We start from the raw sequence: 18,202 nt of genomic DNA, 5'->3' as shown, positions 1-18,202 counted from the left end.
CGGGGATGTGACCGGATGGATTCACCGGCTCCCGGGCCCTGTGCGGGCGCCGTCGCCGTGTTGCCGGAGCCACCCGGCGTCGGAGCCGCCGGTCATTCGAGCCGCCGGAGTGCTTTCCCGGAGCCGGGCCCGGGAGGTTCCCCATCCGTACGAGGACGCTCTCCCCTGCCTCCGGTCGGTGGAGGCACCTGGGCGGAGCCGGAGGCCGGTCCCACCGCCCGGTGATCCTTCCCCTCGGCCCTGGCAGGCCCGCGAAGACCCGTGCACGGACGCCGCCGCCCTCCGCCTCAGCCTCCGCCGCGGACCTTCCCGGTCCGCGCCCAGGGCCTCTCGTTTGGATCTTGCCGGGCTCGCGTGCCCCGGGCACGCTGATCCAGCCTGATCCAGACGAAAGACCCTAAGTCCTGTCCGCACGGACAGGACTTAGTTGTGCTTTGTCGGGTCCGGGCCGTTGCGCGGGTGCCGCTGCCGGATGGTCCCGGGGGACGCCCGCGACCTGCGACGAACGGTGCGCGGATCGCGCCGACCGATCGTCGGGCCCGCTGCACGCCGCAGGTCGGCGGCATCCGACCAAAGCACTACTAGTTGGTGCCGATCTTCGCCAGCAGTTCCACGATGCGGCCTTGCACATCGGTGCTCGTGGAGCGCTCCGCCAGGAACAGGACCGTCTCGCCCGAGGACAGCTTGGGCAGTTCGGCGTGGTCGAGGCCCGCCGAGGTGTAGACGACGAGCGGGGTGCGGTTCAACTGCCCGTTGGCCCGCAGCCAGTCGATGATGCCGGCACGCCTGCGGCGAACCTGCATCAGGTCCATCACCACCAGGTTGGGCCGCATCTGCTGCGCCAGCGAAACCGCCTCCGAGTCGGCCCCGGCCCGTGCCACCTGCATCCCGCGCCGCTCCAGCGTCGCCGTCAGCGCGGCCGCGATGTCCTCGTGCTCCTCGATCAGCAGCACCCGCGACGGGTGCTGGTCGCTGTCACGCGGAGCCAGTGCCTTGAGCAGTACAGCCGGGTCGGCGCCGTACGCCGCCTCGCGCGTCGCCTGCCCCAGACCGGCTGCGAGAAGCACCGGTACCTCGGCCGCCACCGCCGCCTGGCGCAGCGACTGCAGCGCGGTGCGCGTGATCGGCCCGGTCAGCGGGTCGACGAAGAGCGCCGCGGGGAAAGCGGCGATCTGCGCGTCGACCTCCTCGCGCGAGTGCACGATCACCGGCCGGTAGCCGCGGTCGCTCAGCGCCTGCTGTGTGGCGACGTCGGGCGCGGGCCAGACCAGCAGTCGGCGTGGATTGTCGAGCGGCTCCGGGGGCAGCTCGTCGTCGACGGGGACGGGCGCGGGTCGGTTGGCGACCTCGACCGCTCCGCCGGGGCCGTCGAGGAGCTCCGGGCCCTCGGCGCCCTCGTCCGGTGCGCCGATCGCGTATGCCCGGCCCTCAACCGGCGCCACGAGCCTCTGGAGGGGCTGCTGGGGCTGGGACTGCGCGGGCTGCGGTTGCGGCTGGAGTGGCGCCGGGGCTTGCGGCTGCGGCGGGGCGGCCGACTCCGTCGACGTACCCGCGCCACGGTCCTCGCCGTCGGGCCGGCTGGCCAGCTTCCGGCGCCGCCCGGCGCCCAGCGTCTGGTTCTGCCCGAGGGACTGGTTCCTGCCGAGCGTCTGGTTCGGCCTCGGCGGCCGGCTCTGCGCAGCCTGTTGGGCGAAGGGCACGCCCTGCCCGATCGACTGGTTCTGTCCGGCCTGCTGGGCGAACGGAACACCCTGGCCAAGCGTGCGCACGCTGAACGATCTGCCCTGCGAAGCGTCGGCGGGCACCGGCGCTTCCGCGGGCAGCGGCTGTGCGACGCGCTGCGGCCCGACGGCGGGCGGCAGAGGTACGGAACCGGTGTCGGAGCCTTCGCCCTTCACGGGCTCAGCGGGCTCAGCCTTCATGGGGTCAGCGGTCGCAGCGGTCGCAGCGGTCTCAGCGGTTCGTGCCCTGCGCCGCCCCGTCGGCACGGGATGCGGCTGCGGCGGGGTGTGATCGGCACCGGGCTCGGTGCGTACGGCGTCGTGGCGGCCCTCGTCGTCCTGAGCGGCGGCCGACTGCGCGGGTACGCGATCGGATTCCGCGGGCGGCAGCGCGAACGCGTTGCGCGGCTCCCCGGTCTCACCGTTCGCGGCCCGCTCCTGGGGCCCGGCGAGTGCCCGCCGCGCGCGCCGCCCGCCGGGCTGCGCAACTGCTCCGGCCGGCTCCAGCGCCGCTGCGCCGATACCGTGCGCGTCCGACCCGGGGGCGGCGGCAGGGGCGGCGGAGGCCGCGGTGAGCGGGTTCTGCCCGGGCACCGGCCAGGCATCGGGGCCGGCTGCGGGACCGGTCGTAGGCGGCGGAACCGGGGCACCGCCCTGCGGGGCGGCGGGCCAGACCCCTGAGCCGGTGTCCTGACCGGAGCCCGGCGCCGCGGTCGCCGCCGGGACCGGGGCGGGGCCGCCGGGCACACTCACAGCGCTGCCTGCCACCGGCGACGCCTCGGAACCGGGCGCGGCAGGGGTCGCCCCTGCCTCCGGGGTCCCCGGGGCGGCTTCCGGTGCGGGAGGCGCCGCGGGCACGGCCGCCGACGGGGCCGAGGGGCCCGACGGCAGAGCGGGCAGTGCCGCCTGGGACCGGCGGGCACGGCGGCCCGTGGGGTGGGGAGCCGCCGCCTCCGGGGCCATGCCCTGGGGCGGGACTGTCTGGCCGAGCGCCGGGCGGCCGCTGTCGGCCGCGCTTTCCGCGGCGGTGACCACGGCACCCTCGGCGGGGCTGGGGCGCCCGCGACGACGGCCGGTGCCGCCGCCCGCGACGACCACGGCGCCCGGGGTTCCGGGCGTGCCGCCGTCGGTGTCGGCTTCGCCCGCCCGGCGCCGTCCCGAGGGTCCGGCCGAGGGGTCCGGGGCCAGCGGGCTCTCCAGGAACGCGTCCGTGGACGCCCGACGGGCGCGTCGGCGCCCGCCGCCCGACGTCGACTGCGCCGGCACGACGGGTGCGGCGGACTGGGCGGGCGCCGGGGCCGGCGGGACCGTGCCCGCGCCCTCCCCCAGCGGTACCTCGAGGACGTACGCGCTGCCGCTCATCCCCGGCACCTCGTGCGTCTGCAGTACACCGCCGTGCGCGGTCACGATCCCGCGGACGATCGGCTCGTGCACCGGGTCGCCCCCGGGGTAGGGCCCGCGCACCTCGATCCGCACGACGTCGCCCCGCTGGGCGGCGGCGACGACGATCGTCGAGTCGACGTATCCGCCGCCCGCCACGACCCGGGCCTTGCCGGTCGAGTCGACCCCGGCGACATCGGCGACCAGATGGGCCAGGGCGGTCGCCAGCCGGGCCGCGTCCACCTCGGCCTCTATCGGCGGGGCGTGCACCGCGAACTGCGCCCGACCCGGACCGATCAGTTCGACCGCACCCTCGATGCCGGTCGCCACAACACCGTCGAGGAGCACCTTCGCCCGCTGCAGCTGCTCCGCGCCCGCGTCCAGGCGCTGGAAGCCGAGCACGTTGTCCACGAGCGTGGTCATCCGGGCGTAGCCGGCTGCGAGGTGGTGCAGCACCTGGTTGGCCTCCGGCCAGAGCTGTCCCGCCGGGTCGGCGGCCAGTGTGCCGAGCTCGCCGCGCAGTTCCTCCAGCGGTCCGCGCAGCGACTCGCCCAGCACCGCGGTCAGCTGGTCCAGCCGGGCGGCCAGCGAGGCAGCCCGCTCGTCGCGCTCCTCGGCCTCCGCCGTGTACCGCTCGGTCCTGTCGGCGAGCTCCGCCGTGTGCTTCTCGGTCAGCTCCTTCAGCTCGGCCGTGTGCTGCGCGTCGCGTTCGGCGATCTCCGCGGCGTGCTGCTCCGTCAGCTCTTCGTAGGGCCGCCGGTCGGTGAACGTCATCACCGCACCGACGAGCTGGTCCCCGTCCCGTACCGGGGCGGTCGTCAGGTCGACCGGTACCTTCTTGCCGTCCTTCGCATACAGCGTCTGCCCCCGCACGCGGTGCTTGCGGCCGGACCTGAGGGTGTCGGCGAGCGGCGACTCGTCGTACGGGAACGGCTCGCCGTCCGGACGGGAGTGCAGGATCAGCGGGTGCAGTTCCTTGCCGCCGAGGTCGCTGGCCCGGAAGCCGAGGATCTGGGCGGCGGCCGGGTTCACCAGCACGACCCGGCCGTCGGTGTCCGTGCCGACGACACCTTCGGAGGCGGCCCGCAGGATCATCTCGGTCTGCCGCTGGGAACGGGCCAGTTCGGCCTCGGTGTCGAGCGTGCCCGAGAGATCGCGTACGACCAGCATGAGCAGCTCGTCGCCGGTGTAGCTGACGCCGGCGCTGCTGTTCGAGGCGTATGCGTCCCGGCCGTCCTCCAGGCTCGCGCTGGTCACCTCGACGGGGAACTCCCCGCCGTCCGTGCGCCGCGCGATCATCCGGGTCGGCTTCGTACGGCCCCGCTCGTCGGCGGCGTCCGGCCGCCGCATCGAGCCCGGGATCAGCTTCGAGTCGAAGGAAGGCAGCAGATCGAGCAGCCCCCGCCCCACCAGCGCCGTACCCGGCGTCTCGAACATCTCCAGGGCGATGGTGTTGGCGTTGACCACCGTGCCATTGCAATTGACGAGCACGAGCCCGTCCGGGAGGGCGTCGAGTATGGCTGCGAGGCGAGCAGCGCCTCGGGATGGCCTGCTGCTCACGACGACGCTTCCTCCCTGACCTACAGCACTTGCGGACGGCCGGCCCCATCCTGCTCCTCGGGCCGCGGCCTGTCACTGGAGGGAGTCTAAAGGCAGGGGATGGGCATGCGGCGGTGGATGAGGGGGAGCTCTCACCAAGTTTCTGTGTACACCGAGCGCTCCCCGGCCGGTCGGAGTGCGCACCGACCCGGGCGCCGTCCGGCGCCGAGGCCTGCGCGCACTCTCCGGCTCCCGCTACACCCTGGCGGTCGGCAGGACGGGCTCCATCGCCCGCCACCGACCGATCTCGCAGCCGTTGCTCCGGTCGAATGAGGTGTCGACGGGGCGGCCGTGCCAGGTTCCGGTGATGCGAGCGGTGGCGGGGCCCCCGTACTGCTGTGTGCACATCCTGTCCTGGCCGATGGGTGCGAACGGGTCCTGGCCGCCCTCGCCGAGCTCGTCAAGCCGGTCGCAGGCCGACTCGGCCTCGGGGTGCGTGCCGCCGGCCGGGCCGCAGGTCAGTTGGTACGAACCGTCGGCCTTCGGGTTGCCGGTGTGCGAGGTCGTGACCGTGAGCCGGTCCTGGGGCTCCTCCTGCACCAGCGGCAGCGGAAGCGTTGCGAGCGCGGACGCGCCCGGCGCGGTGACGATGAGCGTGGCCACTGATGCCGTGGCGATGAGGACAAGGCGGCGCAGCATGGATGCTCCTGTGGACGACGGATGGGGGCGGTCGGCCGCCCCGGCATCTCTAACGCTCCGCACGCCCGTGCGTTGCGCAACCCGGACTCACCCGACCGTGCACGGCGAGATCGCCGCGCGCCCCGGCCGAGCGGCTCTTTGCCCCCGGGCCTGCGTGCCTAGTACCGTGGGGAGCGATTGGTGACACCCCACCCAACTGTGTCATCATCTGCACGCACCACTCGCGCCCGCGCGGGTGTGCTGGAGGCGTCGCCTAGTCCGGTCTATGGCGCCGCACTGCTAATGCGGTTTGGGTCTTAAAGCCCATCGAGGGTTCAAATCCCTCCGCCTCCGCCCCAACACCGAAGCCCCGGCCCGACGGCCGGGGCTTCGGTCGTTTCCGCTCGGGACCGGGACGCGCGGCGCCGCTGCCGTACGGGATGCGCGGGCACCACCGCCAGAGCCGGGCGCTCATACGGCTGTAGGGGTGTTTGCGCAGGTCAGGCATGGTGCGGGTAATGGATTTCGTCTGACGGCGCAGGTCATGTAATGTTGTTCCCGCAACGCCAACCGGGCCGAAAAGCCCGAGAGGTGAAGCCAACGGCAAGACCGTCGGCAAGCACTCGTAGCTTAACGGATAGAGCATCTGACTACGGATCAGAAGGTTGCAGGTTCGAATCCTGCCGAGTGCACAACAGTTCAGAGGCCCTGTGGAGTGATCCACAGGGCCTCTGGCTTTTTGTCTTGACGGCAGTGTTTGACGGCAACCGGGTTCGGGGGCGGATTGGACGCCTGCCGGGGCACCGGCCGCGCCGTCGTCATCGTCTGGGTCGTTGCCGTCACCCCTCAAGACATCCCCGACGCGATCGAACGCCGAGCGCTGCGAGTCGAGCAGCACGAAGGTGTAGCTGTCCATGGTCACGCGGATCGAGCTGTGGTCGAGTACCTCCATGATCATGCGTGCGTCGGCACCCTGTTCGTGGAGGAGCGACGCGCAGGTGTGCCGCGGGTCGTGACAGCGGACCTTGCGGACGCCGGCCCGAATGGACAGCGCCTCGAAGGCGCGGTTCAGGTTGCGCGGCTCGACGGGGGTTCCGTTCCAGGTTGAAGAGGAGGCCCTGCCCTGCCTCCTTCCGGCTGTTGCCCACTCCCTTCCGGTCGGCGATCTGCCGCGCGCGCCGAGCGCGGAGCGCGGTCACGCACTCGGACGGCAGGGCCACGCGACGGGCTGAACGCTGCGTCTTCGGCGCGACGATCAGCGGCTCGCCGCCGACCCGCTGCAGCGACTGCCGGACGGTAAGGACGCCCTCATGGAGGTCCACGTCCGACCAGCGCAGCCCGAGCAGCTCCCCGTGCCGCAGGCCGATGCGGACCACCAGCTCGTACCCGGCCCACAGAGCCGGGTTTCCTGGCCGCCGCCAGGAGCTGACGCCCTTCCTCGACCGTGAGCGGTTCGATCTCGCGCTTCGTTCCCACGCCCAGCTCCACGTTCCGGGCCACGTTGCGGGGCAGCTCGTCCTCACGCACGGCGTCCTGGAGAGCGGTACGCCTGATCACCAGCAGGAAGCGCACAGCCGTTGGCCGGTGAAACCGGCCGCAGCCGCCCTCCGCACCCGGATCCGTGTGCAGCAACCCCGGATCGACGAGACACGGCGCCCCTGCCGCCTCCTTGACCGGACCCTCCCGCGCCTCAGCGCCTCAGCGCCTCAGCGCCTCAGCGCCGCGGCGTAGACGGCCGTACCAGCCGTGCACAGCGCCGCCAGGCCATGGGCATGGCCCTGCCCGGCTGTGGTCACTGGGGATCCGGCGGCGCGTCGAGCAACCCCGACCGGGCGATGAGCACCCCGAGCTGCACGCGGTTGGCGCTGCCGAGCAGTTCGGCGAGGTGCGCGATGTGCTTGCGGCACGTCCGCACGCTGATTCCCAGACGCCGGGCCACGACCTCGTCCGCATGCCCCTCCGCCAGCAGCAGCGCGATCGCGAACTGGCGCTCCGAGACGCCCTCGGGTCCGGGCAGGGCGGGGGCCGAGGCCTCGAGCGGCAGGGCCTGGTGCCAGAAGCGTTCGAAAATGGAGATCAGGTAGTCAACCAGTGCGGGATGCCGCAGTTCGAGCGCAACGCGACGGTCGGGGCTCGCCGGCACGAAGGCGACCGTGCTGTCCATGATGAACATCCGCTGCGGTACATCCCCCACACTGCGCACCTCGAACGCATCTCCCAGCGCCGCCATGAAGCCGCGCAGCGCCGGGCTGTGCAACGACGCCCTGCCGTACAGGCTGCGGGTGTGCACCCCGCGTTCCCGCAGTCGCAGATGCCGTGGCAGCGCCCCCTCGAGGACGGACTCGCTGCGCATCCCGGGCTGGATGCACAGCAATTCCCGCTCACACGCGTTGGTTGCGCTCTCGACCGCCGCATTGATCCGGGCGAGTCCCTCCAACACCACGATCCCGCCCGCATCCACTGCCGGCGGCGTCACCCCGAGTGCCTGGAACTGCTCCAGCGACCGGGCGACCTTCGCCTCCCGCAATCGCTGCGTAAGGATCTCCGCCTCGATGTCCCTGAGCGCCACGTGCAGCGCGACAGCGGGATCCGTCGGCCGCAACCACTCCATCGCCTGCGGATCGGGGTGCAGCAGCCCCAGATCGATCAGACACGGCACCCCGGCCGCTTCCTCCCGTCGGACACGGCCCCGACGCAGCGCCGCTGCGTAGACCTCACCGCCCGCCTCGCACAACTCCTCCAGACCATGCGTGTGCTGAACCTGTGTCATTCCCACCCCGTCGGCACGACATCGCCGATCGGATGTCGGCGCGCCCAACACAAGATCCTACGAGGCTCGTTGGCGGGTGCGGCTGGACAGGACACAGTGACAGCCATGGCCGTACGAGGGGAGATCGGCCACAGCCCGCATCGAGGCCGGAGCCCATCCCGGTCCGACCCTGCGCCATCGCCTCTCTCGCGGCCGCGGCGCGGTCGCCATCGTCATGGTGTTGGACTGCATGTGGCGGAGCAGCGCGAAGGCGCCGACAACAATCAGCATGACGCGTGCTCCAGGGCTCTGTGACCGTCTGTGCGGACAGGTCAGTCACCGCGCGGACGCCAGGCGCGGGCCTGTCGGACAGCGACAAGGGCTGCCCACAGCCACATGAGGACGCTGACCACCAGGACGATCCCCGCCGCCGACCAGAGCAGCTCACGCGTGATGTAGGACTCTCCGTACGCGTTGACCGGGGCTGCAAGGCCGGCTGCGACAACGCTCCCGACAAGACCTGCCAGGGCAAGTGGGGTGAGGACGGACCACGCCGCGCTCGCACGGAAGACGCGCAGGCCGCCGGTGAGGACGGACAGGGGAGCGAGCGCACGTCCGTGGCGCAGGAATTCCGCCATGGCGCTGAGGCCGGCGGTCACGGCGAGCACGGTGATGCCGGTCACGCCGAGGAGGGCGCTCCAACGCCCCTGGTCCCGGTTGGGGATTCCGGCGGTCACCTGCTCCTCGCCCGGAGCGCGGACTTGTGCGCCGCGGGGGAACACCTCGTAGGACAGCTTCTTCACGGCTGCGGTGGAGAGGTCGTTTCCGTCGCGGTGCAGGATGACGAGGGGGAAGTCCGCTTCGGGGGACGCGGCGCGCTGTGCGATGTCATGGGTGTCGGTGCGGTGGATGTCCAGGATCAGTTCGCCGTGCGGGGTCCATCGGATCAGTTCTTGGAGCCGGGGGTCCTCGGGTGCTCCGGTGATGCGGTTTGTGCCGGCGGGGCAGGGAAGTCGCAGGGCGGCGAGGGCGGGGCAGCCGGCATACAGGGTCATGGGGCCGTCGGCGCCGTCGGCCGGTGGGACGAGCAGGACGGCTTCGGTGTCCGGCAGGCGGTCCAGGAAGGCGGTCATTTCCGCGGTGGTCACGTCTCCTCTGGCGCCGACAATGAGGGCGCTGCGGCCGATGCGGTCGAGGGTGTGCCGTGCCCCGGCGCTCTGTGAGCCGAACAGGCCCTGCCAGGCGACCGCCTGCATGAGGATGATGAGGGCCACCGTGACACCGGTGACCATCCGGGCGGTGGCACCGGGGTGGGTGTCGGTGCGGCGTCCTGCGACGAGGGTGCCGGGCAGCCCATGTGCTTGCCCCCGGCGGGTGAGGATGCGTCCGCCGGCTGCCGTGACGGTCGCGACGGCGGCGGGCAGGGTGAGGGTCGTGCCGGCGATTCCTGCCCATCCGATGAGGATGCGCAGAGCGGAACCCTGCCCGGCGAAGTCGGGGCCGTACAGCGCTATGAGGAACATGACGGGGAACAGCGCGGCGATGCGGGGCAGCCAGGCGGAGGGGGCCCGGCTGTGGGGACGCGTTGCGTGGGCGCCCCGGCGTGGTGCGAGGTCTGCGGTGACGACTGCCGCAAGGACGGTCAGGAGCGCGATGACGGGGGTCAGAGTGATCTGCCGGCCGTGTTCGATCAAGTACGCGGACGAGAGGATGTAGTCGGTGTAAGGGATGTGGGTGTCGTGCAGCAGGGTTGTGGTGACGGCTGCGGCGCCGAGGAGTGCGCCGGTGAGGACCGGGTGGCCTGCTTCGCCGAGGGCGATGAGGGCTCGGTCCCTGCGCTGTCCTCCGAGTGCGGAGACCAGGGCGGTCCTGCGGTCGCGGGCGTGGGCGCCGGTGCGTGCGGCGACGAGGAGGAGGACGAGGCCCGGCAGGAGGAGCATGCCGGCCACAGCAGCCTGGAACATCCATTCGGCTTTGTCGTCCTGTCGTCCCGAGCCGGGTTCGAGGCCGGGCATGATCCGGCCGTCGGCAGGGCCGAAGCCGGTGACGACCTCGTTCGGCAGCTCGGCACTGAGGCCGTCGCGCGGCCGGACGTAGGCGAGCCATTCGGTGGGCTCGTCCAGGCCGGATGCCTGGATGGTGCCCGCGAGCTTGCCGTACCGGTTGTCGATGTCCTCGCCCGCGCCGGCTTTCCTGAGGGCCGGTGACAAGACCGCCTCGCCGGGGGCGGGCCAGCGCTCCACTCCGGGCGGCAGCGGCGCGTCGCCCTGGTGCGGCGCCAGGTACACGACGCTGAAGCGCCGTTCGCCGTCGAGCGAGTCGGATCCCACAAGCCACACGGTGGAACCTAGGGGGCCTTCGCGTTCTGTGACGACGGGGGTTCTGGCGGTGCGGTGTTGTTCCTTGCCCGTGTACACGGCGTGGACCGCGACGAGGCTGCCCATGGCGAGGGTGAGGACCAAGGTGGCGAGGAGGAGGGCGACGAAACGGGTACCGCCGGCTTCTGCCTTCAGGCCGGCAGTGCGTCCGATGGTGAGGAGCTGACGCACCAGTCCTCTCGTGGTGGTGGCCATCAGCGTGCCTTTCGCGCGATGGCCGGTGCGAGGGTGCCGGCGGTGAGATGCAGGGTGCGGTCCGCGCGGGCGGCGATGCCCAGGTCGTGAGTGACCACGAGGAGTCCGCAGGAGTACTGACGCGGCAGGTCGAACAGCAACTGGGCGGTCCTGTCCCGGGTTTCGGTGTCCAGCGCGCCGGTCGGCTCGTCGGCCAGCAGGAGGGCAGGCTCATTGATCAGGGCGCGGGCCACCGCTGTCCGCTGCCGTTCTCCGCCGGAGAGTTCCTGGCTGGTCGCCGCTTGTGGCACGCCGAGGTCGTCGAGCAGGCGTTGCGCGCGGTCTCGCACGTCATGACGGCTGCGGCGGGCGAGGAGGGCGGCGAGGACGACGTTGTCCAGCGGGCTGAGTTCCGGGAGGAGTTCACCGAACTGGAAGACCATGCCGATCGACTGGGCGCGCAGTCGGGCAAGTTGGGATGTACGGAGGCGAGTGATCTCGCTGCCGGTGACGGTGACCGTTCCTTTGTCCGGGGCGATCAGGCCCAGCACGCAGGACAGGAGTGTGCTCTTCCCGGATCCGGACGGCCCGGTCACGGCGATCGATTCGCCCGCGCACAGGGACAGTTGGAGGCCGTCGAACAGCGTTCGTCCGCCGATCCGATGACCGAGCCCGGTGACCTCCAGTACCGCCCGCGTGTCTGCGGTGGCGTCATGTGCTGTCTGCATGGGGGGTCGTCCTCAATGTGTTGTCGGTGTCCGAGAACGCGAAAATGCGGTGGGGCGGTCCAGACCGCCCCACCGCATCACTGGGTCTTAGAAGTCGTCACCGGGGCGGTCGTCTGGGCCACAACTGTCCGGGCTGAGCTGGAGGTTGACACAGGCGGTCACCTTGCGGACGTAGTTGGTCTCGTCCATGCCGCTTCGGACGGTGTAGCCGTGACCCCTGGAGTTGTTGAGGCGCAGGCCGGTGTTGTATCGGCGGTCGTACAGGGTGTAGACGGAGTGGCTGTCTCCCACGGTGTCGCTGACGGCGACCTGGCCGTTGGTGCCGTGACTCCAGGCCTTCGAGCCGTAGACCTTCGAGTCCAGGTTCTCCCCGGCGCCCGCGAATGCCTGTCCGGCCCCGGACAGTGCGAGTACGGCTGCGCCGCCAACCAGGATCCTGGTTGCAGTTCTGCCGATGGACATGAGTTCTCCCCTGTTGGTCGATGCACTACTGAATACGCGGACGCGGTGACGACTCTTCGCTCACCGTCCCGGCGCCGTAGGTCCCCCCGCGCCGCGTCATCGACTCTCCCGCGGCCGCGGCGCAGCCACCACCGTCATGTTGTTGCACTGCACGAAGCTGAGCCGTGCAGAGGCACCCCTGCCCGGACGTCGCCCGGCAGGGACGCCTGGGCACGGCAGCGTGCCGCGGCCGCGCCGCTGGATGATGATGTCCTCGTGGATCACCTCCCCGTGGACGTACGTGCTGCGCTGCGCTTCTTCGCCTTCCACCTGGCGAACGGCACCCTCGACGTGGAGCTCCTGGACGGTGTCGACTACCGGCCTCGGCTCATGGCGTTCGGCTCTCCGCTGGAACAGGTCTTTGCGATCTTCGCCAACGTCCTGCAGGTGGACGAGAACGGGGAAGTGCTGAACGCCGGAGAGGCTCAGTACCGTGCTGCGCAATGGGTCCGCTCGTACTGCGATCCCGGCTACCGGGTCGAGCCACCGTTCGAGTGGTGGGAGACCGAGCTGCACGGGCCGTGACGGGACCAGGGGTTGCGGGCTCGAGTCCTGCCGACTGCACATCGGGCCGGTGGGCCCCGGACGGTGAGTCCGCGCGGGCCTCCGGCGTCGGCCTTGCTGCGGTGGAGGACGGCAGCCGGCGCGGCCCGGGCGTCCACCGGCCCGCGGATAGGGTGTCTGCGCACGTCGCACGCCGACCAGGGGGTCGAGGCAGCTGTGCGACGTCGTGAGGGGGCAATCGTGAAGACCTGGACGGGACCGGCGGGACTCGTCACCGTGGCACTGGCCGCACTGGTGGGATGCGGACCCGAGCCGGCGGCGGTTTCCGGGGACCCGGTGGAGCGGGCATCGTCGGCTCCCTCCTCCGCGGTGCAGTCGCCGACGCGAGAGCGTCTCCCTCCCGAGGTTCTGCAGAGCCGGTGGTGGACATGGGCGTCGTCGGAGCCGGAGCAAACGAATCCTGTTGCCGACCAGGACGGGAGCGAGTGCGGACGCAACCAGTCGCGGGACGTGTGGTTCCTGGCCGGCACCTTCGGCACTCGGGCCGAGCGCACTTGCAGCATGCCCGGCGGAGTGCCTGTCGCCTTCCCCCTCGTGAACTCGACCGGTAGCCCGGCGGACTGCGCGGATTTCATGGGGGCGGCCGAAGGATCCGCGGTCCTGGACGGCAAGAGGGTCGAGGCGGACGCCCATCGAGGAGAGGCGATCACGATGCGGGGAGTCGCCGACAATCCCGTCACCGGCAGAGCCGGCGGCCTCACGACCACCGGGTGTGGCCTCTGGGTCCAGCTGCCCCCGTTGGAACCCGGAAAGCACACGCTCGCGATCCGCGGCCGGTCCGGTGCCTTCTCGGTCGATGTGGACTACTTCCTCACCGTGGGCGCCGCGTCGGAGTAGGCGGGCAGGCAGGGTGCCGGGTGAGCCGACCCGTTCCTGCGCGTAGTTGGGGCAGGCTGGTGCCGATGATCCGGACTTGGCGTCGGTCGTGGGCACAGGTCTGCTTCATGCCCGACCCGCCCCCGAGACTGCGGGACCTCTCCCGGTGGCGGTGACTGCGGACGCGTTGACGGTGAAGCCGGACCTTCGGAGACTCCCGGGGGCGTGATCAGGAGGCGAAGCATGGGCGGCGGCGCGGGCCGGTGGCGGTTCCGGCGGATGGGCTGGGCGGGCGGCGCGGTGCCCGTGCTGCGCTGGGACCGGGGCGGCGAGATGCGGGAGAGCCGGCTCGCCTACGGGCGGGGCCTCGGGTTCCGGGCCGTCGGGGAGCGGGGTTGCCCCGGGGCGCGCGGGAACGTGTGCCCGGTGGGGGCCGTGGTGCCGGGACGCAGTACGGGCGGGTTGTGCCCGGAATGCGCACGGCTGGACCGGGCGCACTCGGTGGCCGCCGACACCATGGCCGACGACCCCCGCCCGTACCGGGTGTATCTGGCGTGGTTCGGGCCCGGGATGGTGAAGGTGGGGATCACTGCCGAGGAGCGCGGCGCGGCGCGCCTGCTGGAACAGGGTGCGGTGGTGTTCGCCTGGCTGGGCCGGGGGCCCCTGATGGCGGCGCGGCGCACGGAGGAACTGCTGCGCGCCGCGCTGCGGGTGCCGGACCGCATCCCGTACGCGCAGAAGCGTGCTGTGCGTGCGGTGCTGCCGGCCGGGGCGGATGAGCGGGCCGCGGAGGTCAAGGAGCTGTACGCGCGAGCGGTCGCCCTGGAGGGGTGGCCGGAGGCGCTGGAACGGGTCGGCGGCGAGGTGGCCGATCACATGGGGGTGTTCGGGCTCGAAGGACTCCCTGCGGCATCGGGAGTGGTGCGGGAGCTGGTGGACGGCGGGACCGTCGCCGGGAGGCTGGTCGCCGCGGCCGGTCCCGATCTGCATCTGCTCGGTGCCGACGGGCGGACGCTGGTCGTCGACACCCGGGTGATGACCGGCTGGGAGCTCGTCGGAGCCGATCCGCTCGGTGCGGTGACCGTGCCCGTGGACGAACTGCCGCAGGGCGTGCAGGACGGGCTCTTCTGATGGATGCACGGGACGGTGCGGAATCATGGCGTGATCGGCGTGATCGGCGTGATCGGCGTGATCGGCGTGATCGGCGTGATCGGCACGACCGGCCGACCGGCATGATCGGCATGATCGGCATATAGAGGTCGTTCAGGACGAAGGTGATGGTTCCGGCGCCCGGAGGGGCCCGGCAGTGGGGACGGTAAAGACTCGGATCCCTTTGGCCCGGTGGCCTGGACACCGTATCGGCGCACGTCGGAGGGTGTTCGTCATGAGCGATCACCTCGTGGCGGGCATCGAACCGCCCTATTACACCGTTGTGTTCACTTCCCTTCTGCGGCCGGATTCCAGCGGCTACGCCGAGACCGCGGTGCGCATGCGTGAGCTGGTCGAGCAGGTGCCCGGGTTCCTGGGGTACGAGTCGGCCCGTACGCCGGGCGGGCTCGGGATCACCGTCGGCTACTTTCGGGACGAGGAATCCATAGCCGCCTGGCGGCGGAGCCTGGAGCACCAGGAGGCCCAGCGGCGCGGCCGCGCGGAGTGGTACGACCGGTACAGCGTCCATATCGGCAAGGTCGAGCGGAGTTACAGCTTTGAGCGGGAATGAGTCCGAGCACGAGGCCGGGGCGGTACGGGCGTTCTGGGAGCGGCTCGGGCTGCCCGGGCTCGTCGATGTGCACACGCACTTCATGCCCGAGCGGGTGCTGGACAAGGTGTGGGCGTACTTCGACTCCGTGGGCCCGCTGACCGGCATGGAGTGGCCCATCACCTACCGGGAGGAGGAGGACCGGCGGGTCGCCCTGCTCCAGGAGTTCGGGGTGCGGGCCTTCACGTCGATGCTCTATCCGCACAAACCGGGGATGGCGGAGTGGCTCAACGGCTGGGCCGCCGACTTCGCGGCCCGTACGCCCGGCTGTCTGCACACGGCGACGCTCTACCCCGAGGAAGGCGTGGAGGGCTATGTCCGCCGGGCCGTGGACAACGGCGCCCGCGTCTTCAAGTCGCATCTGCAGGTAGGGGCGTACGACGCGAACGACCCGCTGCTCGATCCGGTGTGGGGGCTGCTCGCGGAGGCCCGGATCCCCGTGGTGATGCACTGCGGATCGGGCCCGGCGCCCGGTAAGTACACCGGGCCGGAGCCGGTCGCCCGGCTGCTGGCGCGCCACCCGCGGCTGCCGCTGATCGTGGCGCACATGGGGATGCCCGAGTACACGGACTTCCTGGGGCTGGCCGAGCGGTATCCGCAGGTGCGTCTCGACACCACCATGGCGTTCACGGACTTCAGCGAGCGGTTCAGCCCGTTCCCGGTGAGTGAGCGGGGACGGCTCGCGGATCTCGGGGACCGGGTGCTGCTCGGGACGGACTTCCCCAACATCCCGTATCCGTATCTGCACCAGCTCGAGGCGCTGGAGCGGCTGGAGCTGGGTGACGACTGGCTGCGGGCGGTCTGTCACGGGAACGGCGCCCGGCTCTTCCTCTGACTCCGGCGGGAGCCGCCCCGGTTCTCAGGGAATTCACAGGTGAGGGAAAGGCCGCTCTCACGGCAGGGTCCCAGAGTGTTGCACCATGACGACGACCTCTCCCCAGGTACGTACCGAACTGCGCCGGCCGGACGGCGGACCCGTCCGGGTGCTCGTCGTGGACGACGAGGCGTCCCTCGCCGAGCTGCTCTCCATGGCGCTGCGCTACGAGGGGTGGGAGGTGCGCAGTGCGGGGGACGGTGCGAGTGCGGTGCGTTCGGCGCGCGCCTTCCGGCCCGACGCCGTCGTCCTGGACGTGATGCTGCCCGACATGGACGGACTTGCCGTCCTCGGGCGGCTGCGACGTGAACTCCCCGACGTTCCGGTGCTGTTCCTGACCGCGCGGGATGCCGTCGAGGACCGGATCGCGGGCCTGACGGCGGGCGGTGACGACTATGTCACCAAGCCGTTCAGCCTGGAGGAGGTCGTGGCGCGACTGCGCGGACTGATCCGGCGCTCCGGCGCGGCGGCGGCAGCGCGCGGTGAGTCCCTGCTCGTCGTCGGGGACCTCACCCTCGACGAGGACAGCCATGAGGTGACCAGGGGCGGTGCGGGCATCCATCTGACGGCGACCGAGTTCGAGCTGCTGCGCTATCTGATGCGCAATCCGCGGCGCGTACTCAGCAAGGCGCAGATCCTCGACCGCGTGTGGTCCTACGACTTCGGGGGCCAGGCCAATGTCGTCGAGCTCTACATCTCCTATCTGCGACGGAAGATCGACTCCGGGCGGTCGCCGATGATCCACACCAGGCGTGGTGCGGGGTATCTGATCAAGCCGGGTGAATGACCGGATGCGGAAACGGTGGTCGTTGCGGACCCGGCTCGTCGTGTCCGCGGTCGCGCTGATCGCGGTCGTCGCGGCGGTGATCGGCACGGTCACGACGCTCGCGCTGCGCAGTTATCTCCACGCGCAGAAGGACGACCAGGTGAATGCCCTGGCCCGGCGGGCCGCGGGGCCTCCGCCGGACGCGCGGGACGTGGGGATGCCACCCCCCGTGGATCCGCTGCGGTTCGTGACCGGCGGCGGTGCGCCCGTCGGCACGATCGGCGTGGAGGTGGATGACGACGGCACACTCGGAGCCGGACTCGTCTCCACGCAGCAGGAGACCGACGGGCGCGGCCCCCTGGTCACGGACCGTGCACTGTCGAAGGCGGAACGGGCGGCCCTCGGGGATGTGCCGCACGACCGGGCGCGGCACACCGTGGAGCTACCGGGTCTCGGCGAGTACCGCGTCGCGTATGCGGAGGGCGGGAACGGCACCTTCCTGGTCGGTCTGCCGCTCGCCGAGGTGAAGAGCACCGTCGGCACGCTCGTCGTCGTCGAGGTGTGTGTGACCGGGGCCGGACTGCTTGCCGCCGGACTGGCGGGCGGGTCGCTCGTCGGGGTCGCGCTGAGGCCGCTGCGGCGGGTCGCCGCCACCGCGACCCGCGTCTCGGAACTCCCGCTGCACAGCGGCGAAGTGGCGCTGCACGAGCGCGTTCCGGACACGGAGGCCGATCCGCGCACGGAGGTCGGGCAGGTCGGCGCAGCGCTCAATCGGATGCTCGACCATGTCCATTCCGCGCTGCACGCGCGCCAGGAGAGCGAGATGCGGGTACGGCAGTTCGTCGCGGACGCCGGCCATGAGCTGCGCACGCCGCTCGCGTCCATCCGCGGATATGCGGAGCTGCCGCGCCGGAGCAAGGAGGTGCCGGGGCCGGACACCCGCCATGCGCTGGGGCGGATCGAGTCGGAAGCGTCGCGGATGACCGGGCTCGTGGAGGATCTGCTGCTGCTGGCGCGACTCGATGCGGGACGCCCGCTCGCGTACGAGAGCACCGATCTGTCGATGCTCGTGGTGGATGCGGTGAGCGACGCCCGTGCGGCGGGGCAGGACCACCTGTGGCGGCTGGCCCTGCCGGACGAGCCCGTGACGGTACCCGCCGATCCGGCGCGGCTCCACCAGGTGCTGGTCAATCTGCTCGCCAACGCCCGCTCGCACACCCCGCCCGGCACGACGGTGACCGCGCGGGTCCGGCTGCTCGACTCCGGGACGGCCGTGGCCCTGGAGGTCCGGGACGACGGGCCGGGCATCCCGCCCGCTCTGCTGCCGCACGTCTTCGAACGCTTCGCACGTGGTGACGCCTCGCGCTCGCGCCACGCCGGAAGCACCGGTCTGGGGCTGGCGATCGTTCAGGCCGTCGTCTTCGCGCACGGGGGGACGGTGGGTGTGGAGAGCGTGCCGGGCCGCACGGTCTTCTCGGTCCGGCTGCCGATGCCGGCCGGGCCGCCCGACCAGGGGAGCCGGGCCGGGGCGCGTGACTCACAGACAGCGCACAGCCTCACCACAAAGCCGTGACA

Annotated in this window: 14 protein-coding genes, 2 tRNA genes and 1 pseudogene; 9 read left to right on the top strand and 8 right to left on the bottom strand. The window is 71.6% G+C overall.

What is annotated here, in order from left to right:
* Nucleotides 1–581: 581 nt before the first annotated feature.
* Nucleotides 582–4,661: a response regulator gene (locus AC068D_RS08280; protein WP_478822159.1), complete on the bottom strand. Its 4,080-nt coding sequence runs from the start codon at nucleotides 4,659–4,661 to the stop codon at nucleotides 582–584.
* Nucleotides 4,662–4,895: 234 nt separating this feature from the next.
* Nucleotides 4,896–5,339: an SSI family serine proteinase inhibitor gene (locus tag AC068D_RS08275; protein ID WP_478822158.1), complete on the bottom strand. Its 444-nt coding sequence runs from the start codon at nucleotides 5,337–5,339 to the stop codon at nucleotides 4,896–4,898.
* 242 nt (nucleotides 5,340–5,581) lie between these two features.
* Between AC068D_RS08275 and AC068D_RS08270 the strand changes: the two genes are divergently transcribed.
* Nucleotides 5,582–5,672, top strand: a tRNA-Ser gene (locus tag AC068D_RS08270).
* Between the two features lie 265 nt (nucleotides 5,673–5,937).
* Nucleotides 5,938–6,010, top strand: a tRNA-Arg gene (locus tag AC068D_RS08265).
* A gap of 269 nt (nucleotides 6,011–6,279) precedes the next feature.
* Here AC068D_RS08265 and AC068D_RS08260 read toward each other — a convergent pair.
* The 6 genes and pseudogenes from AC068D_RS08260 to AC068D_RS08235 form a co-directional block, all read right to left on the bottom strand.
* A pseudogene (locus AC068D_RS08260) lies at nucleotides 6,280–6,363 on the bottom strand (hypothetical protein); the annotation flags it as partial.
* Nucleotides 6,364–7,110: 747 nt separating this feature from the next.
* Complete coding sequence (locus AC068D_RS08255) at nucleotides 7,111–8,088, bottom strand: helix-turn-helix transcriptional regulator (RefSeq protein ID WP_478822157.1); 978 nt, start codon at nucleotides 8,086–8,088, stop codon at nucleotides 7,111–7,113.
* A gap of 57 nt (nucleotides 8,089–8,145) precedes the next feature.
* A complete protein-coding gene (locus AC068D_RS08250; RefSeq protein WP_478822156.1) occupies nucleotides 8,146–8,358 on the bottom strand; it encodes a hypothetical protein in 213 nt (70 codons plus the stop codon).
* A 41-nt stretch (nucleotides 8,359–8,399) separates the two neighbouring features.
* A complete protein-coding gene (locus AC068D_RS08245) occupies nucleotides 8,400–10,640 on the bottom strand; it encodes an ABC transporter permease (RefSeq protein ID WP_478822155.1) in 2,241 nt (746 codons plus the stop codon).
* The gene (locus AC068D_RS08240) at nucleotides 10,640–11,347 is read right to left on the bottom strand and encodes an ABC transporter ATP-binding protein (protein ID WP_478822154.1); all 708 of its coding nucleotides are present in this window, start codon (nucleotides 11,345–11,347) and stop codon (nucleotides 10,640–10,642) included. The genes AC068D_RS08245 and AC068D_RS08240 overlap by 1 nt, the downstream gene beginning before the upstream one ends.
* A gap of 87 nt (nucleotides 11,348–11,434) precedes the next feature.
* Nucleotides 11,435–11,809: a hypothetical protein gene (locus AC068D_RS08235; RefSeq protein ID WP_478822153.1), complete on the bottom strand. Its 375-nt coding sequence runs from the start codon at nucleotides 11,807–11,809 to the stop codon at nucleotides 11,435–11,437.
* Nucleotides 11,810–12,064: 255 nt separating this feature from the next.
* Here AC068D_RS08235 and AC068D_RS08230 point away from each other — a divergent pair, with 255 nt between their 5' ends.
* The 7 genes from AC068D_RS08230 to AC068D_RS08200 all read left to right on the top strand — a co-directional run bounded on the left by AC068D_RS08230 (nucleotide 12,065) and on the right by AC068D_RS08200 (nucleotide 18,200).
* Entirely contained in the window at nucleotides 12,065–12,373 is a 309-nt protein-coding gene (locus AC068D_RS08230; protein WP_478822152.1) for a DUF7677 family protein, read from the top strand.
* 219 nt (nucleotides 12,374–12,592) lie between these two features.
* A complete protein-coding gene (locus tag AC068D_RS08225; protein ID WP_478822151.1) occupies nucleotides 12,593–13,249 on the top strand; it encodes a signal protein in 657 nt (218 codons plus the stop codon).
* A gap of 222 nt (nucleotides 13,250–13,471) precedes the next feature.
* On the top strand, nucleotides 13,472–14,359 hold the full coding sequence (locus tag AC068D_RS08220) for a DUF2797 domain-containing protein (RefSeq protein WP_478822150.1): 888 nt from the start codon (nucleotides 13,472–13,474) through the stop codon (nucleotides 14,357–14,359).
* Nucleotides 14,360–14,612: 253 nt separating this feature from the next.
* On the top strand, nucleotides 14,613–14,948 hold the full coding sequence (locus tag AC068D_RS08215) for an antibiotic biosynthesis monooxygenase family protein (protein WP_478822149.1): 336 nt from the start codon (nucleotides 14,613–14,615) through the stop codon (nucleotides 14,946–14,948).
* Entirely contained in the window at nucleotides 14,935–15,822 is an 888-nt protein-coding gene (locus tag AC068D_RS08210; RefSeq protein ID WP_478822148.1) for an amidohydrolase family protein, read from the top strand. Before AC068D_RS08215 ends, AC068D_RS08210 begins: the two co-directional genes overlap by 14 nt.
* An 85-nt stretch (nucleotides 15,823–15,907) precedes the next feature.
* Nucleotides 15,908–16,648, top strand: a complete 741-nt coding sequence (locus tag AC068D_RS08205; protein ID WP_478822147.1) for a response regulator transcription factor — start codon at nucleotides 15,908–15,910, stop codon at nucleotides 16,646–16,648.
* A gap of 4 nt (nucleotides 16,649–16,652) precedes the next feature.
* Nucleotides 16,653–18,200 carry a HAMP domain-containing sensor histidine kinase gene (locus AC068D_RS08200; RefSeq protein WP_478822146.1) on the top strand — a complete coding sequence of 516 codons (1,548 nt, stop codon included), beginning with the start codon at nucleotides 16,653–16,655 and terminating at the stop codon, nucleotides 18,198–18,200.
* The last annotated feature ends 2 nt before the right edge of the window (nucleotides 18,201–18,202 follow it).

This window comes from Streptomyces sp. NPDC043861, from assembly GCF_056435905.1.
The sequence above is the reverse complement of the archived record's forward strand: the minus strand, read 5'-3'. Positions and strand labels throughout refer to the sequence as shown.

Bases quoted from the DNA above. Each gene is read 5' to 3' on its own strand.
- AC068D_RS08205 (WP_478822147.1), top strand. From the start codon at position 15,908: ATGACGACGACCTCTCCCCAGGTACGTACCGAACTGCGCCGGCCGGAC.
- AC068D_RS08240 (WP_478822154.1), bottom strand. From the start codon at position 11,347: ATGCAGACAGCACATGACGCCACCGCAGACACGCGGGCGGTACTGGAG.
- AC068D_RS08200 (WP_478822146.1), top strand. From the start codon at position 16,653: ATGCGGAAACGGTGGTCGTTGCGGACCCGGCTCGTCGTGTCCGCGGTC.
- AC068D_RS08250 (WP_478822156.1), bottom strand. From the start codon at position 8,358: ATGCTGATTGTTGTCGGCGCCTTCGCGCTGCTCCGCCACATGCAGTCC.
- AC068D_RS08245 (WP_478822155.1), bottom strand. From the start codon at position 10,640: ATGGCCACCACCACGAGAGGACTGGTGCGTCAGCTCCTCACCATCGGA.
- AC068D_RS08275 (WP_478822158.1), bottom strand. From the start codon at position 5,339: ATGCTGCGCCGCCTTGTCCTCATCGCCACGGCATCAGTGGCCACGCTC.
- AC068D_RS08255 (WP_478822157.1), bottom strand. From the start codon at position 8,088: ATGACACAGGTTCAGCACACGCATGGTCTGGAGGAGTTGTGCGAGGCG.
- AC068D_RS08220 (WP_478822150.1), top strand. From the start codon at position 13,472: ATGGGCGGCGGCGCGGGCCGGTGGCGGTTCCGGCGGATGGGCTGGGCG.
- AC068D_RS08235 (WP_478822153.1), bottom strand. From the start codon at position 11,809: ATGTCCATCGGCAGAACTGCAACCAGGATCCTGGTTGGCGGCGCAGCC.
- AC068D_RS08215 (WP_478822149.1), top strand. From the start codon at position 14,613: ATGAGCGATCACCTCGTGGCGGGCATCGAACCGCCCTATTACACCGTT.